Origin of the sequence: Arthrobacter sp. UNCCL28, assembly GCF_900102805.1 — a bacterium.
Classification (GTDB): domain Bacteria; phylum Actinomycetota; class Actinomycetes; order Actinomycetales; family Micrococcaceae; genus Arthrobacter; species Arthrobacter nicotinovorans_A.
Genome location: NZ_FMWE01000001.1, coordinates 964,041 through 978,275, shown reverse-complemented (window position 1 = coordinate 978,275; position 14,235 = coordinate 964,041). Strand labels below are relative to the sequence as shown.

17 protein-coding genes are annotated in these 14,235 nt (G+C 62.3%); 3 read left to right on the top strand and 14 right to left on the bottom strand.

The window, feature by feature from the left end; all coding sequences use genetic code 11:
• Nucleotides 1-89: 89 nt before the first annotated feature.
• The 9 genes from BLQ01_RS04415 to coaD all read right to left on the bottom strand — a co-directional run bounded on the left by BLQ01_RS04415 (nucleotide 90) and on the right by coaD (nucleotide 6,493).
• The gene (locus BLQ01_RS04415) at nucleotides 90-1,118 is read right to left on the bottom strand and encodes a hypothetical protein (RefSeq protein ID WP_026546045.1); all 1,029 of its coding nucleotides are present in this window, start codon (nucleotides 1,116-1,118) and stop codon (nucleotides 90-92) included.
• Nucleotides 1,115-2,338 carry an MFS transporter gene (locus tag BLQ01_RS04410; RefSeq protein WP_091550378.1) on the bottom strand — a complete coding sequence of 408 codons (1,224 nt, stop codon included), beginning with the start codon at nucleotides 2,336-2,338 and terminating at the stop codon, nucleotides 1,115-1,117. Before BLQ01_RS04410 ends, BLQ01_RS04415 begins: the two co-directional genes overlap by 4 nt.
• Before the next feature lie 84 nt (nucleotides 2,339-2,422).
• Nucleotides 2,423-3,142: a hypothetical protein gene (locus tag BLQ01_RS04405; RefSeq protein ID WP_091550271.1), complete on the bottom strand. Its 720-nt coding sequence runs from the start codon at nucleotides 3,140-3,142 to the stop codon at nucleotides 2,423-2,425.
• On the bottom strand, nucleotides 3,139-3,291 hold the full coding sequence (locus BLQ01_RS22285) for a hypothetical protein (protein ID WP_155854572.1): 153 nt from the start codon (nucleotides 3,289-3,291) through the stop codon (nucleotides 3,139-3,141). Before BLQ01_RS22285 ends, BLQ01_RS04405 begins: the two co-directional genes overlap by 4 nt.
• A 46-nt stretch (nucleotides 3,292-3,337) precedes the next feature.
• Nucleotides 3,338-4,321: a bifunctional DNA-formamidopyrimidine glycosylase/DNA-(apurinic or apyrimidinic site) lyase gene (mutM, locus tag BLQ01_RS04400; protein ID WP_091550270.1), complete on the bottom strand. Its 984-nt coding sequence runs from the start codon at nucleotides 4,319-4,321 to the stop codon at nucleotides 3,338-3,340.
• Nucleotides 4,322-4,327: 6 nt separating this feature from the next.
• Complete coding sequence (rnc, locus tag BLQ01_RS04395) at nucleotides 4,328-5,038, bottom strand: ribonuclease III (protein ID WP_026540247.1); 711 nt, start codon at nucleotides 5,036-5,038, stop codon at nucleotides 4,328-4,330.
• A gap of 23 nt (nucleotides 5,039-5,061) precedes the next feature.
• A complete protein-coding gene (gene rpmF, locus BLQ01_RS04390; RefSeq protein ID WP_011775139.1) occupies nucleotides 5,062-5,265 on the bottom strand; it encodes a 50S ribosomal protein L32 in 204 nt (67 codons plus the stop codon).
• Nucleotides 5,266-5,298: 33 nt separating this feature from the next.
• The gene (locus tag BLQ01_RS04385) at nucleotides 5,299-5,826 is read right to left on the bottom strand and encodes a YceD family protein (protein WP_081733237.1); all 528 of its coding nucleotides are present in this window, start codon (nucleotides 5,824-5,826) and stop codon (nucleotides 5,299-5,301) included.
• 166 nt (nucleotides 5,827-5,992) lie between these two features.
• On the bottom strand, nucleotides 5,993-6,493 hold the full coding sequence (gene coaD, locus BLQ01_RS04380; RefSeq protein WP_026540246.1) for a pantetheine-phosphate adenylyltransferase: 501 nt from the start codon (nucleotides 6,491-6,493) through the stop codon (nucleotides 5,993-5,995).
• A 35-nt stretch (nucleotides 6,494-6,528) separates the two neighbouring features.
• On the opposite strand from coaD, the gene BLQ01_RS04375 reads away from it, so the two are divergent.
• Nucleotides 6,529-7,794, top strand: coding sequence for an aminotransferase class I/II-fold pyridoxal phosphate-dependent enzyme (locus BLQ01_RS04375; protein ID WP_026540245.1), 1,266 nt, complete (start codon nucleotides 6,529-6,531; stop codon nucleotides 7,792-7,794).
• A 29-nt stretch (nucleotides 7,795-7,823) separates the two neighbouring features.
• Here BLQ01_RS04375 and BLQ01_RS22595 read toward each other — a convergent pair whose 3' ends face one another.
• The gene (locus BLQ01_RS22595) at nucleotides 7,824-7,982 is read right to left on the bottom strand and encodes a hypothetical protein (protein ID WP_223943266.1); all 159 of its coding nucleotides are present in this window, start codon (nucleotides 7,980-7,982) and stop codon (nucleotides 7,824-7,826) included.
• Between BLQ01_RS22595 and BLQ01_RS04370 the strand changes: the two genes are divergently transcribed.
• Nucleotides 7,950-8,585: a spermidine synthase gene (locus BLQ01_RS04370; RefSeq protein WP_238324858.1), complete on the top strand. Its 636-nt coding sequence runs from the start codon at nucleotides 7,950-7,952 to the stop codon at nucleotides 8,583-8,585. The two genes, BLQ01_RS22595 and BLQ01_RS04370, sit on opposite strands and share 33 nt — an antisense overlap.
• A 12-nt stretch (nucleotides 8,586-8,597) precedes the next feature.
• On the opposite strand, the gene rsmD is transcribed toward BLQ01_RS04370, so the two are convergent.
• From rsmD to BLQ01_RS04350, 4 genes are read right to left on the bottom strand one after another with little or no spacing between them, the layout of a single operon-like run.
• A complete protein-coding gene (gene rsmD, locus BLQ01_RS04365) occupies nucleotides 8,598-9,164 on the bottom strand; it encodes a 16S rRNA (guanine(966)-N(2))-methyltransferase RsmD (protein WP_091550268.1) in 567 nt (188 codons plus the stop codon).
• Between the two features lie 51 nt (nucleotides 9,165-9,215).
• Nucleotides 9,216-11,471, bottom strand: coding sequence for an ATP-dependent DNA helicase RecG (locus BLQ01_RS04360; RefSeq protein WP_091550266.1), 2,256 nt, complete (start codon nucleotides 11,469-11,471; stop codon nucleotides 9,216-9,218).
• Complete coding sequence (locus BLQ01_RS04355) at nucleotides 11,461-12,534, bottom strand: DAK2 domain-containing protein (RefSeq protein WP_254779204.1); 1,074 nt, start codon at nucleotides 12,532-12,534, stop codon at nucleotides 11,461-11,463. The genes BLQ01_RS04360 and BLQ01_RS04355 overlap by 11 nt, the downstream gene beginning before the upstream one ends.
• A 22-nt stretch (nucleotides 12,535-12,556) precedes the next feature.
• Nucleotides 12,557-13,570 (bottom strand): thiamine-phosphate kinase, encoded by a 1,014-nt coding sequence (locus BLQ01_RS04350; protein WP_091550265.1) that lies wholly within the window; start codon nucleotides 13,568-13,570, stop codon nucleotides 12,557-12,559.
• A gap of 122 nt (nucleotides 13,571-13,692) precedes the next feature.
• Here BLQ01_RS04350 and BLQ01_RS04345 point away from each other — a divergent pair, with 122 nt between their 5' ends.
• Nucleotides 13,693-14,202 carry a DUF3515 domain-containing protein gene (locus tag BLQ01_RS04345; RefSeq protein WP_091550263.1) on the top strand — a complete coding sequence of 170 codons (510 nt, stop codon included), beginning with the start codon at nucleotides 13,693-13,695 and terminating at the stop codon, nucleotides 14,200-14,202.
• Nucleotides 14,203-14,235 lie beyond the last annotated feature (33 nt).

Sequence of the window (14,235 nt, the reverse complement as noted above, 5' to 3'; positions counted from 1 at the left end):
GCGGCGCACCACGACGGGACGAAGCCGGGCGGCCAGGAGTTCCGCCCGGCGGTGAACTACCCATTATTGGTGTCGACACCGAGTGGGGCTCAGCGCACAACGCTTGGGGACCACGCATGGGCTATGAACAGGCTGGGTTGCGAGCCTGGTTCGGTGCCCAGCTGCCAGATGTTGCTGTCACCTTCCACTGCGTCATCCGGCAAGCCGTAAAGCAAGTTCTTCCCATCCAGCCATTCGATCTGGTCATCCACGCTGCGCTGCTCCGAAAGAACGCTTTCCTGCCCTGACGCGAGGTCAAGGACGGCGACCTTCCAATGGGCAACCAGCCCGCCGCCGTCGTTCTTCTTATAAGCGATGCGCGTGCCGTCAGGTGAAATGGACGGGCATTCCACTTGGTCGTGGATGGCGGTGAGTGTCTTGGCGGACAAGCTTCCCCGAACCAGCCAAATGCGGCCTGAGGACGCCGCTGTGGCGTAGAAGACGTCGCTCTGGCCTGGAGCGAAGGTCACTCCCCAGATGTTCCTGTCCGTTGCTGCCAGGCGCTCGCCGTTGACCAACAACGCGAAGTCCTCCAGGTTCCCGGACGTTCCACCGGGCAAGCTGATCTCCGTGGCCGTGGAAAATCCCGAAGCGGCGTAGGAGTGTCCGGTAATAAAGACCGTCGTGGCAATCATCGAGCCGTCAGCGCTGACCCTGGCCCTGCTGGGGATGCCAGGGAGAGCCCATGAGCGTTGGGGCTGCCAGTCACGGTCCAGGACTGCGGCTTCAAATGAGGTGACCAGGCCGCGGTTGGTTTTCAGGCACACCACGTTTTGGGCTGTCCCATAGACGCGGTCGCATTCCTGTTCGCTCACAGCCCGTGGACCGCCCGGAGCGGACAGGGGAACTGTGGCCGCACTGCCATAGCCCTGGCCTGAGGCTGTGTTGCGGAAAAGGACGAAAGGAACGTTCGGAAGTGACTGGCCCGCCGTGACTCCCACGGAGGAAGCTGCGGTCCGGCTCTCTTCAAACCGTTGATAGGCGCCCACAGCATAGATCCCCGCCACCACCAGCACCAGCGCGGTCACGGTTAGGAGGACGGTCCATCGGGTTTTGCTGCCGGCCAGGGTCCCACTCATCCTGCAGTGCCTGCGTCCTGGTGTATTACAGGCCGGGCGCTCCGCAGGATCACCGCCACAGCCAGCACCGCGCAAGCCAGGAGAACGCTTGCCAGCAGCATCGCTGTCGGGGCACCGAGTGCGAACCAGAGCACGCCAAAGCCCGCGGAGGCGGCCATGCGGCTCAATGCCACCACCGTTTGTGCTGAGGCGATTCCGGTGGCAAGTTTTCCTGCGGGGGTGAGCTGGCCTGCCAAGGCGGCCAGGACGCCGTCGGTTGCAGCGTAAAACGCGCCCAACAGCACCAGGCATCCCACCGTGCCCCACAAGCCCCCGAAAGGTACAGCAGCAAGAAGGTACGTTGCCAGCAAAGCGATATGCCCACCCACGAAAACCGGCACTTTGCCTACCTTGTCAGCCAGCCGTCCCAATGGCACCGCGAAGGCCAGGAACACCACATTCGTGCCGACGAACAGCAGCGGAAACCACTGCACGGCGAACGAATCCCTGTCCTGCAATACCAGGTAGATGAATCCATCACCGATGGTCACCAAGCCAAGAAGACCTGCGGCGATCAACAATTTGCCCAGTCCGGGCTCCTTCAAATGGCTCCAGGAAAAGGCGAAGAGCCGCCTGCCGTCGAGCCCCTCCGTGGTCTTGGCGCCAAGAGCACGGATGTCCGGAACCACCAATGCCAGGACGGCAACGCCTATCACGGCGAAGGCGAGCGACACCACGAAGACGGTGCTGAAACCATTGGGAATCATCAACAGGACAAAGAAGGCGATCAAAGGCCCGGCTGCAGCCCCAATGTTGTCCAGCATTCTGTGAACGCCAAAGGACCGTGCCAAATGTTCAGGCTGGGCCGAAACTGTGATCAACGCATCCCGTGGGGCCGTCCGAATGCCCTTTCCAATCCTGTCCCCGGTGACTATCGCCGCAACGAACCAAAAACCACCGGCAAAAAGGAAACCAATCCTGGCCACCATGGATAGTCCATAGCCGGCAAGTGCTATGCGCTTAGGGTGCCCGGTCCGGTCAGCCGCCCACCCGGCCGCAATCCTGACGATCGCACTCGCGCCCTGGTTGATTCCGTCGATGAAACCGAAGGCAATAGTGGACAGTCCGAGGAATCCGGTGACATATAAGGGAAGGATTGCCGTGACGGATTCCGAAGAAACGTCGGTCACCATACTCACGATGCCCAGCCAGAGAATCACAGGGGACAAACGGAACGGCACCTCCGCTGCCAGTGCCGTTGCCTTGTTCGTTGACTTGTTCCGTTTACCGCCGCTGCGGTCCGAGAGCGAGATGTACATAATTTCCTATCCCGCCCTCGTGTGCAGGCTGCCCAACAGCTGGAAGCGCGAGCCGCCTGTCCCGGTGGTGGATACCGAGACGGTTACAGTGTCCGTGCCGCGCACAAAGCGGGCCGCCACAGAACCGTCCGCAGCAGGGGCCTCTTCGGACCAAAAGCCACGAGAGACCAACGATTGTCGGAAGGAGTCAAGGACCTCGGCCCGTGGCTTGGCCACGATGCCATCCGCTGTGAGCTGCAGGATGTCACCGGAAGTGGACACCGAAGTAGAGCCAATGGTGGTTCCGGAAGGCAACGTAACAACGTCTCCCGGCCAGCCGTCCACCAATTCACCCGAAACACTCCCTGGTTGGGGAAGCGCCCCGGTGATGAGCGGAGCCGGGGCAGATGGTGCCGGCAGACCCGTTGGTGTGGCGGTGACCGGTGGAAGAACTTCGAGGAGCTTGGCGGTGGGTTCGCCGGTTTTTCCCTCAGTACCGCTGTTGCCGCTGCCGCCGGCAGCAGGGCTGCCCTCTGCGCCGCCGTTTCCAGCCCCCGACGCCGTACTGCCGGAGGTGGGCGTTCCTGTGCCGGTGGATCCGGCACCCGTACCCGGGCTTGAAGTGGACGATGAAGGGCCTTGCGCCGAAGTGGCTCCGGGCTTGGCCAGCTGGTCGAGCACAATGGCCACGGCGGCAATCAACACAGCCAGGCAGATACCCGCTATGACCAGCCGGCGCGCCATCATGGCATTCCTGGGCCGGCTGCGATGCGGAAGGGGCTCTGTGGTCCCGAATCAGGAACGGCCACAGGTAGAACTGACGCCACCCGCATTGTGGTGGCGTTGGCCTTGTCGTTGATCATTGCGATGGCGATTCGCAGCGCCAAGCTGTTCATGGGGACAGTCTGCCATTGCGATCCGGATTCCGGAACAGTCCTGGCCCTACCAACGTCCATTCCGGGGCCGGGGCTGACACACCGGGCAGGTGTAGGAGGAACGGTTCATGAACTGCTCCCGCTTCATGACGGTGTGCAAACCCAGTCCCTCACACCGGACGCATAGTTCGCCGGCGCGGCCGTAAGCGTTCAACGAGCGGGCGAAATACCCGGAGTCGCCGTTGACATTGACATACAAGGAATCGAAACTTGTACCGCCCGCAGCCAGGGCGGCCTGCATGACGTCCCTGACGGCATCCACCAACCGCCCGGCGTCAGCACGGCGCATGGTGTCCGTGGCCCGTGCGTAGTGGAGCCGGGCACTCCACAAGGCTTCATCTGCGTAGATGTTGCCGATCCCGGAGATGACCGACTGGTCCAGAAGTGCCCTTTTAATGCCCGTCTTGCGGTTCTTGATCTTTCGGTAGAAGAGATCGAAAGAAAAATAGGGATCCAACGGATCGCGTGCGATGTGCGCGGCTTCCTCTGCGATCTCCGGCAGGGGCGTTTCTCCAAGGCCACCTGGGCCGCCGTCGGAGGTGGGGATCAATGACGTCACGAACAGGCCACCGAAAATCCGTTGGTCAACGAACCGCAACTGCTCCGGCATGTCCTCGGCAGGACTGAGCTTGATCCTGACTTTGAGGTGCTTTTCGTCCGGAACGGCCGGGTCCTGCATCAACAGCTGCCCGCTCATTCCCAGATGGGCCATGAGTGCCACCTTTGGGAGGTGCGCGGTTGCCGGCGGTTCGGTGAGGTCGCCTGGGGCGTCGTCCGTGCCGGTCACAGCCAGAGGCATCCAAAGGAATTTGCCCCGCCTGACCACGTCCAGCACCGTGGCATGCTCAAGATTGCCGATGAAGTCTTCGGTTCCGAGGGCATGCCTTCGGATGGAACGCGGATCAATGACGTCCACCCCGGTAATGGAACGTCCGCGGACCCAACGGGCCAAACCGCGGCGCACCACCTCTACTTCAGGAAGCTCAGGCATGTGGGATCAGGTGGAAGCAGGTCCGGTCGGGGCCGGGTCCAAGGCATTCAGCGCGCGCCAGGCATCGGCAGCCGCTTCCTGTTCCGCTTCCTTCTTGGAATGACCGGAGCCACGACCATAAGGAGTGCCGCCGATATTCAACACGGCTTCAAAGGTTCGGGCATGATCGGGTCCGGAACCTTCCACGGCATAGTGGATGGCACCAAGTTGCCTGCTGGCAGTCAGTTCCTGGATGCTCGTCTTCCAGTCGGTCCCGGCACCGAGGGCTCCGGCATCCTTCAGGAGCGGGCCCACCAGGCGCATGACCAGCTGACGTGCGGTTTCCATGTCGTTTGAGAGGTACGTGGCGCCGATCAGGGCTTCCATGGTGTCAGCCAGGATGGAGGCCTTGTTCTTACCGTCGGTCAGCTTCTCGCCTTGGCCGAGGTAGATGAACTCGCCAACACCGATTTCCCGGCCGATCCCGGCCAGCGCACGCGTACTGACGACGGCGGAACGCCGCTTGGCGAGCTCGCCCTCAGGAAGCGTGGGGTTCTCACGGTAAAGAGAATCAGTGACGGAGAATCCCAGGATGGAGTCGCCGAGGAACTCAAGGCGCTCGTTGGTGGGAATCCCGCCGTTCTCATACGCGTATGAGCGATGTGTCAGAGCAAGACGAAGCGTCTCGGTGTCAATCGAGACACCGAGACGCTTCAGAAGCTCTTCAGTTGAAGACATCCTTAGTCAGCCTGTACGGCAGATTAGGCGTCTGCGACCTTGCGGCCCTTGTATTCAAGGAACAGCGCGGTGCCGGCAGAGTCAGTAACGACCTTTGCCTGGTGCGGCAGGCTGTAAGTAACCTGACCGTTTTCGATGGTCTTGACCAAGTTGGGGGCAGTTGCCTTCCACTGGGCACGGCGGGCGCGTGTATTTGCGCGAGACATTTTCCGCTTGGGAACAGCCACGGCTATCTCATTTCTCTCTTAGACGAACACTTACTAATCGGTTTGCCGGTCAGTCTTAGCCAGATCAGCTAGGGCAGCCCAGCGAGGGTCAATGACCTCGTGGTGGTGCCCCGGCTCGTCTTCCAGGCGCGCTCCACATTCGGAGCACAGACCCTGGCAGTCTTCCCGGCACACCGGCTGGAACGGCAGCATAGTGACAACTGCGTCCCGCAACACCGGCTCAAGATCGATCAGATCGTACTCGACTCGACGTTGCTCTTCATCGTCTTCTCCGCCCGAAAGCTCAACGCCTTCATAGAAGAAAAGTTCTTGCACATTGACTTCAAGGTCATACGCAAGGGGATCCAGGCATCGGCCGCACTCGCCGGTTACTTCGACGATGACGGTGCCGGATACCAGAATTCCTTCGTGTACGGCCTCAAGGCGAAGATCCAGCTCAATATCTGAGCCTTCCTTCACGCCAATGAGCGCCACACCAAGGTCACTTGGTGCAGGTACATGCTCGTTGAGTGTCCGCATGGTCCCTGGACTGCGTCCAAGGTCCTTGACTACCAGCGCCAAGGGCGAACTTGCATCTCGCTTAATGAGAACTCCTGTAGAACATATGACCGACGTACCATCTTAGCCTGATCACGCTTGAGGACTCAAACCGACGCCGGGCGCGCACGAATGCGCGGTGGTTTCAGCTTGGGGCACTCCGCGAAAGGGCGCGAGGTACCCATCAAGACTACCCTTTGCGCGGGTGTTCCGTTGCAGGCTCGCCAGCGAGGAGCCGTTTGAGCACCGATTTGGGGACAAAATCAGAGATATCCCCGCCCAGCACGTTCACTTCCTTGATGAGTGTCGAGGACAAATGGACGTAATGCGCTTCGGCAGGAAGGAACACCGTTTCGACGCCGGCCAACTGGCGGTTCATGGTAGCCATGGGAAGTTCGTAGTCGAAGTCAGAGGATGAGCGGAGGCCTTTGACGATGGCAGACACACCCCGGTGGCGGCAGTACTCAGCCAACAAACCTTCACCCATCGGTTCGACGATGATTCCCCGAAGGGACGCCAGCGTTTCACGTGCCATCTCCATCCGGTCTTCCAGGCTGAACCGGTACTTCTTGGCATAGTTGGTGGACACGGCCACAATGACTTCGTCAAACAAGCCCGCAGCCCGGGCGATGACTTCGAGATGTCCATTGTGGATAGGGTCAAAGGATCCAGGGCATACCGCTCGTCTCATGAGACGAACCTACCCCATAGCTTCGCCGGGATACCATGGCAGACATGGCATCCGCAGGCATCAGCCCTTCCCTCGATACGAGCTCCGGGCAGGTCCCGGGCACCGGCCCGGCACCCTGGCAGCGGGCAGCAACCGGAGCCAACCTCCTCTCCCCCGGGGGAGGGTTGGGAGTGACCATCTTCGAGGAGATGACCACCCTCGCCGTCTCGACCGGAGCCATCAACCTCGGCCAAGGGTTTCCGGATGAGGATGGCCCTGCCGAGATCAAGGCGGCAGCCCAGTCCGCCATTGCCGCGGGGGCCAACCAGTACGCACCCGGCAAGGGCCTTCCCGCTTTGAGGGAAGCCATCACAGCACACCAGCAGCGGTTCTACGGGCTGGCTCCGGATCCGGACACCGAGGTCCTTGTCACCACTGGCGCGACAGAAGCGATCGCTGCTTCGCTGTTGGCGTTCATCCAGCCAGGTGACGAGGTTCTGACCTTCGAACCGTTCTACGACTCCTACGGAGCGATCATTGGTTTGGCCGGCGCCACCCACGTCACCGCTCCCCTGCTGGCTCCGGATTTCCTCCCCGACCTTTCGGCCCTTGAAGCGTCCTTCAGCAACCGCACCCGGGTTGTCCTGCTGAATAATCCGCATAATCCCACCGGCGCGGTCTTTCCCCGCCAGGTCCTTGCAAAGATCGTCGAACTCGCAGCCAGGTATGACGCCATCATTGTCAGCGACGAGGTCTACGAGCACTTGACCTTTGGCGTGGACCATATCCCTGTCACTTCCCTTCCGGGAGCAGCGGACAGGACCATCACCATTTCCTCCGCCGGAAAGACCTTTTCCTTCACCGGCTGGAAAATCGGTTGGCTCAGCGGGCCCGAACACCTGGTCTCCGCTGTGCGCACAGTAAAGCAGTTCCTGACCTACAGCTCGGGAACACCATTCCAAGGTGCCATTGCCGTTGGGCTGGGCCTTCCCGACGAGTTCTACACCGGTATTGCCGCGACCCTGGCAAGCAAACGCGACATCCTGGCCGAAGGACTGCGGGCCGCCGGATTCGGCGTCCATGTCCCCAGCGGCACCTACTTCATCAACGTGGACACGGCCCCCCTAGGTATCAGGGATTCCGTGGACCTCGCCAGGCGGCTGCCTGGGCTGGTGGGCGTGGCAGCAATTCCGGTGCCTGTCTTCTGCCATCCGGAGGGAGCGGAGCGAACCCGCAGCCTGCTGCGCTTTGCCTTCTGCAAAAAGACCGCCGTGCTTGAAGAAGCTGCAGAACGCCTCTCTTCACTCCGGGACCGGCTCTGAGTACCACCGGCCCCGGACCACACGTCGCCTCACGCTACCTCCGGACCACGGGGCAGCACGCCACCATCGACGCCGATACCCTGATCGAGGGCAGCTTCATTCTCAGCATCGGCGGTGCCGAACAATCGCACGTCAACCTCGCGGACCCGCGGGAGATCTTTTATGAGTACCTGCGCAGGATTGGCCACGTGGTGGATTTGGCCGCTGAGCCCGGGGAACCCATCCGTGCCCTTCATCTGGGTGCGGGGGCTTTGACCCTTGCCCGCTATATCCAGGCAACCCGCCCAGGTTCAGCACAATACGCCGTTGAATTGGAACGCGAACTCCTGGACTTCGTGCTCCTCAAACTTCCCATGCCACAAGGCACCACGTTGACCACCCACATCGGCGACGCGCGCGAGGCCTTGGCGGAGCTGGACGCCGGGGCGCGTTTCGACGTCGTGATTCTTGACATCTTCTCCGGGCCGGACGCGCCGGCACATATTGCGTGCAAAGAGTTCTACGAAGAAGCTTCAGCACGCCTGGGCCCTGACGGGGTACTGATCGTCAACGTGGGAGATGAACCTGCGCTGACCCTTGTGAAGAGCCAGGTGACTGCCTTGCGCCAGGCCATGCCCGATGTGGCCGCCTTCGCAGAGACGGGAATGTTTGAAGGCCGCTACCCCGGAAACATCATTCTTGTGGGCACTGGCAGGAAATGGTCCCCGGAATGGACAGCAGAGCTGCTGGCCCGCGGCCCGCATCCGGCCACCGTCCTTACCGGGATGGACCTGGACAAGATCGCCGGCTAGGCACCGCTGCCCCTAAGCCGGCTCGGCAAACCACAGCTTGGTTTCGCCGTACTTCTTGTCGGCGAAACAGTCCATGGTCCCAGGCCAGGCCGGTTCAGGACTCCGCGAGCTCCGCTCCACAACCACCACGGCTCCCTCGTCCAAGTGCGGTGCCAGCTTTTCCAGCACCGCGGTCAGGGCCGGTTCGTCCAAAGGGTATGGCGGATCAAGGAAGACCAAGTCCCACACGCCGCCTTCGCGGACCCGTTCCAGGAACGACTCCACCTTGGATCGGTGGACAGAGACTTTCTTGCCGCCCAGAAGTTGGTTGACCAAGTCTGCGTTGCGCTGGCAAACATCGCTGGCTTTGGCATCGAATTCCACCAGGTCCACGCTGCGTGCACCACGGCTGGCACTTTCTACACCCAAGGCTCCAGAGCCCGCATAGAGATCAAGGACCCGGGCGTCGTCAATGATTGCCAAAGATTCCAGCCGGGAAAAAAGGGCCTCCTTGACGCGGTCAGTGGTGGGCCGGGTAGCGGTACCAGGGACACTGGCCAGAGGGTTCCCACCACCCACTCCGGCAATAATCCGGCTCACAGATCTGCTCCCGGGGCCGAGGCACCCCGTGGGCCGCCGGAACCTGGATTTCTAGCCACGTTCAAGGAACGCCTCCTTCTCGGGGTTCAAGTATTCGTCGATTGCTGATGCGAGGCCAGGCTGGTGCTGGAGGGCAGGATCCTCTGCAACAAGGCCTTGGGCGTCCGTCCGTGCGCGGGCAATGATGTCCTCATGCTCCAGGACCCGAAGCAATTTCAGTGTGGAACGTCCGCCGGATTGCGAGGCCCCGAGGATGTCGCCTTCACGGCGCAGCTTCAAATCTTCCTGGGAAAGCTCAAAACCATCGGTGGTGGATGCCACTGCTTCAAGTCGTCGACGACTCGGGTGGCCCGGTTCCAAGGTGGTCACCAACAAGCAGGTACCTGGCAGTCCGCCACGGCCAACACGGCCGCGGAGCTGGTGGAGTTGCGAAATTCCGAAACGGTCCGCGTCCAGAATGACCATCAACGTGGCGTTGTGGACGTCCACGCCCACCTCGATGACGGTGGTGGAAACCAGCACCTTGACCTGGTTGGCCGCGAACGACGCCATGGTTTCGGTCTTCAACTGAGGGTCCTGCCGGCCATGGAGCGGCGCCACGGGGACACCGGACAGCGACGGCTCCTGCAGCAGGCTCTCGACGACGGCAGCCACCGATGCGAGCTCGCGCGCGGATCCTTCGTCCGAGAGGTCCGCGTCGCTTGGTTCGGCTTCTCCGGGACTGAAGTCGCCGTCGTCGTCCGTTCCGATCTTGGGACACACCACATACACCTGATGGCCCGACTCAACTTCTTCACGCGACCGCTTCCAGATGCGGTCCACCCAGCCGGGGTTCTCCGCGAGCCCCACCACATGCGTGGAGATAGGAGCGCGACCGGCAGGAAGCTCATCCAGGATCGAAGTTTCAAGGTCTCCGAAAACCGTCATGGCCACGGTCCGGGGAATAGGGGTTGCCGTCATGACCAGCAGATGCGGCGGGCGCTGGGCCTTGGCCCGGAGGGCGTCCCGCTGTTCCACGCCGAAACGGTGCTGCTCATCGACCACAATCAGGCCAAGGTCCTGGAAGCTGGTCTTGTCACTAAGCAAGGCATGGGTGCCAATGACGATCCCGGCATTTCCCGAGGCAGCGTCCAACATGGCCTGCCTGCGGACCGCCGTCGGCATGGAGCCTGTCAGCAACGTCACCTGGACCGAGTCCGGCCCGGCGTCCCCGCCGAGCATTCCTGCCCCGCCAAAGACATCGTCCCGTGCCAATACCCCCAAGGTCCTGCGGATCGAGTGGAAATGCTGGGCGGCCAGAACTTCGGTTGGTGCCAGCAAAGCGGCCTGGCCTCCGGCATCGACAACCTGCAACATGGCCCGTAGGGCAACAATGGTCTTTCCAGACCCTACTTCCCCCTGCAGCAGCCGGTTCATGGGTGTATCCCGGGCCAGTTCTTCAGCGAGCGTCTTCCCGACGGCGGACTGGCCGGCAGTGAGGGTGAACGGCAGGTTCCGGTCGAAGCTGCTGAGCAATCCGTCCGGGCGGGGACGGCGGGCAGTGGCTTCCTCCGCTGCGAGCTGGGCCCGCCGCCTGGCCAAGGCTGTCTGCAGAACCAGTGCTTCCTGGTATCTGAAGCGCTCCTGCGCCCGCTGCCAGTCCTTCGCCGTCTCCGGTGAATGGATCAGGCGGTAGGCTTCGGCCACGCTGAGCAGCCCATCCCTGCGGACGATGCTTGCAGGAAGCGGATCTTCCAGGGCATCGAGATCCATGGTTTGGAGCAGGGCCGTGATCACCTTATGGATTGACCAGCTGGTGAGTTTGGCGGTTGCCGGGTAGACCGGAATCGGCATGGCGGCAAGCTTTTCCGGGTCCATGGAACCTTCGGCTTCAGGGTCCTCATCCAGCAACAGAAAATCCGGATTGGTCAGGCCCAGCGCACCACCGTAGCGGGTCACTTTGCCGGAGAACATGGCCCTGCGGCCGGCCTGAAGTTCCGCTTTGGCCCTGAAACCATTGAAGAAGCTGACTTTCAGGGTGCCCGGAGCCCCGCTTCCACCGGCTTCATCGGTCACCACGACGTCGGTAATGGAGCCGCGTCGCGCCCGCATCTGGCGCGTCGTGTTGGACAGGACCCGGGCAATCAGGGTGACTTCTTCATCCAGCGGAAGGTTGCTGATGGGCGTCAGCTCCCCACGGCTCAGATACCGGCGCGGGAAATAGTTCAGCAAGGCACCGGTAGTTTTGAGCCCCAAGTGCTTCTCGATGACTGCTGCGGACCTCTTGCCGATCCTGCGCTCGAGGGGAAGTTCCAGCTCAGTAATCATGCCGTGACTGGCCTGTAATGCCGGACTCCTGCGGGTCACCGGACTCAGCTTCGGCTGGCCTGTGGCTGCCGGTGCCGGGCAGGGCCAGTTGGCTGACAGCGATGTCCGTGGGCTCTCCCAGGGATCGAATCAGCGCTACTGCCGGCTCGGGGTCCGGAACGTGAACGTGGACCCTCCACCGGTAGCTGGCTTCAACCGTGGATTCCTCGTCATCATCATCCTGGCTCCGTGCGCCGCCCACTTGGCTCATGATGACCGAATCACCCATCTCATCAAGACGCTGCCTCAGGATGGCTGCGTTCAAAGGGGACAGGTTGATGGTGCACATGACCTCCACACCGTCATCGGCCGGCATACGCTCGTGGATGTGCGGGTCCTGCAGCTTATACCCGTGAAGACCGTCCAGGAGTTCGTCCTGGAGTTCTTCACCCAGAACCGCTGCCCGCAGGCAATCGAGGATCAGCAGCATGCCAACGCCACCGGCATCCACCACGCGGGCTTCCTGGAGCTGGGCGAGCTCGCCCTCAGTACGGATGACGGCCTGGTAGGCAGCTTCCACAACGGCGTCGAGTGCAAGACCGAGGGCGTGATTGCTGTCGTCTGCGTTCTGCGAGGCGTCCACGGCCTGCGCGGCGTCCGATGCCGCTTCCAGGACCGAGAGCATCGTTCCGGCTACAGGCTCACTAAGGGCTGACCAGGCGCGGATCTGGGCCCGGTTCAGGGCTGTAGCCAGCAAGGGCGCACTGAGCCGGGATTTACCGGCCAGTGGCTCGGCAGCAGCACAGAGGAAGACCGCGAACAGCGTGCCCGAATTGCCCCGGGCCTGCTCCATGGCAGCTTGGCCTGCACGTGAGAGGACCCCGCCGACGTCGTTGCCCGTTTCCGTGGTGCCCGTTTCCGTGGTGTCCGGGGCGGTGCCGCCCAAGGCGGAAACCGCGGCACGGACTGTGAGATAGAGATTGGTGCCGGTATCGCCGTCGGCTACAGGAAAAATGTTGATCGCGTTGAGGCGATCGCTGTGGTTGCCGAGGACCACCTCCGCCTTGCCGAGCCAGCGTTTCATGGCGTGCGCATTCGCGGCGATCTTAGTCTGCAAAGTGATCCCATCCAACGGTGTCAACAGCTTGCCCGGCAATCCGGACGCCCCTGCCTGGCGGCTCGACAACGGCTTCAACTGAGCCTATCGCAGTGAACCCCGCCGGTAGCTGAATTCCGGCTGGGAAGGTGGCCAGCAATCCATGGTCCTCTCCCCCGCCAAGGACCCAGGGCAACGCCTCGCAACCCAGTAAAAGAGCGGCCGGTTCCAGCGGCATGGCATGGATCTCCAAGGCCACGGGGTCAAGGTTGAGGGTCACGTTGCTGGCCGAAGCGAGCCTGCCGCCGTCCCGGAGCAGTCCGTCGGAAATATCCATCATGGCAGTTGCACCTCCTCGCGCCGCCAAGGGTCCCGCTGCCAAAGGGGGCTGGGGGCGGCACTGGTTTTCCACCAGAGCCTGCAGTTCGGTATCCAGGCTCTGCATCGGATGTCGGCTTTCCAACAATGCCCAGCCGGCAGCGGCCCTCCCCAAGGTCCCCGCAATTGCCACGACGTCGCCGGGTTTGGCCCCGGATCGCAGCACAGGCGGCAAGCCCCCAAGGCTTCCGACGACGGCGACCGTCACCGACAGCTCGCGGCCCCGCCCAAGGTCTCCCCCGGCAACGGAACAATCAGGAGCGCCCAAGCCGACGATGGCCGCAGTGAGACCGTCGGCAAAAGCCTCCACCCAAACCACAGGAGTGTCCGGGGGCATTGTCAGGCTGACAACCAGGGAAGTGGCGCTGCCGCCCATGGCGTTGATGTCGCTGAGGTTTTGCGCCGCAGCCTTCCAGCCGACGTCGTAGCCGGTGGTCCGGTAACCGTTGTTCCATTCGAGCCTGAAATCCTGGTCCTGGGTTTGGGTGTCGATGGAAATCAAACTGCGGCCATCCGGGGCCGCTACCAAGGCAGCATCGTCTCCAGGGCCCAGGAGAATGCCCGGGCTGTGGTTCAGGCGCGGAAAGATCCTGGCGAGGAGCTCTGATTCCGAAAGGTCTTGGACGGTCAACTGTTCTGCGGGCACGGCTCTACGCTATCGCGATCCACCGACAGGATAATGACATACGGAGGTTCCCCGGCATCGGGGGGAATGTGACCTCCGATACCGGAATCTGCCCTCGAGCCCGCCCGGGATAGGCTGGATGAATGCACCGAAAGACCCTCCGCCGGACAGCCCTGGGCGTATCTTCGGCCCTCGCGGCCACCCTCGCCCTCACAGCGTGTTCACCCACCGTTGATGTCACGGCCGCCACAGACGCCGCCAATCCTGCTTGCGCACCGATGATGGTTGCCCTGCCGGACCAAATCGGCGATGCCGCACTGCGCAAGACCAACAGCCAGGCCACTGCGGCATGGGGTGAACCGTCGCAGGTTATCCTGCGCTGCGGAGTGAACGTACCCGGGCCCACCACGGACCGCTGCGTGAGCGTCAACGACATCGACTGGGTCATCAAAGAAGGTGACCCCGTGTACACGTTGACCACCTTTGGCCGCGAACCTGCCACCGAGATCCTGATTGATCCGGTCAAGTTGGAGGCAGCGAACATCAGCTCCGCAACCGTACTCACCGAGCTCGCGGCTGCTGTCGGCAAGATCAAGGCAACCGGCAAATGCGTTGGCCAGGAGGACCTGCAGAACCTGCCCGCCGGTAAGTAAGGCGGTCAGCGGGCCCGCCAGTCAGTTCAGCAG

Excerpts from the sequence above, each read along its gene's own strand:
- BLQ01_RS04345 (WP_091550263.1), top strand. The coding sequence starts at position 13,693 with ATGCACCGAAAGACCCTCCGCCGGACAGCCCTGGGCGTATCTTCGGCC.
- BLQ01_RS04360 (WP_091550266.1), bottom strand. The coding sequence starts at position 11,471 with ATGATTACTGAGCTGGAACTTCCCCTCGAGCGCAGGATCGGCAAGAGG.
- BLQ01_RS04415 (WP_026546045.1), bottom strand. The coding sequence starts at position 1,118 with ATGAGTGGGACCCTGGCCGGCAGCAAAACCCGATGGACCGTCCTCCTA.
- BLQ01_RS04405 (WP_091550271.1), bottom strand. The coding sequence starts at position 3,142 with ATGATGGCGCGCCGGCTGGTCATAGCGGGTATCTGCCTGGCTGTGTTG.
- coaD (WP_026540246.1), bottom strand. The coding sequence starts at position 6,493 with ATGAGACGAGCGGTATGCCCTGGATCCTTTGACCCTATCCACAATGGA.
- BLQ01_RS22285 (WP_155854572.1), bottom strand. The coding sequence starts at position 3,291 with ATGAACAGCTTGGCGCTGCGAATCGCCATCGCAATGATCAACGACAAG.
- mutM (WP_091550270.1), bottom strand. The coding sequence starts at position 4,321 with ATGCCTGAGCTTCCTGAAGTAGAGGTGGTGCGCCGCGGTTTGGCCCGT.
- BLQ01_RS04375 (WP_026540245.1), top strand. The coding sequence starts at position 6,529 with ATGGCAGACATGGCATCCGCAGGCATCAGCCCTTCCCTCGATACGAGC.
- rnc (WP_026540247.1), bottom strand. The coding sequence starts at position 5,038 with ATGTCTTCAACTGAAGAGCTTCTGAAGCGTCTCGGTGTCTCGATTGAC.
- BLQ01_RS04355 (WP_254779204.1), bottom strand. The coding sequence starts at position 12,534 with ATGAAACGCTGGCTCGGCAAGGCGGAGGTGGTCCTCGGCAACCACAGC.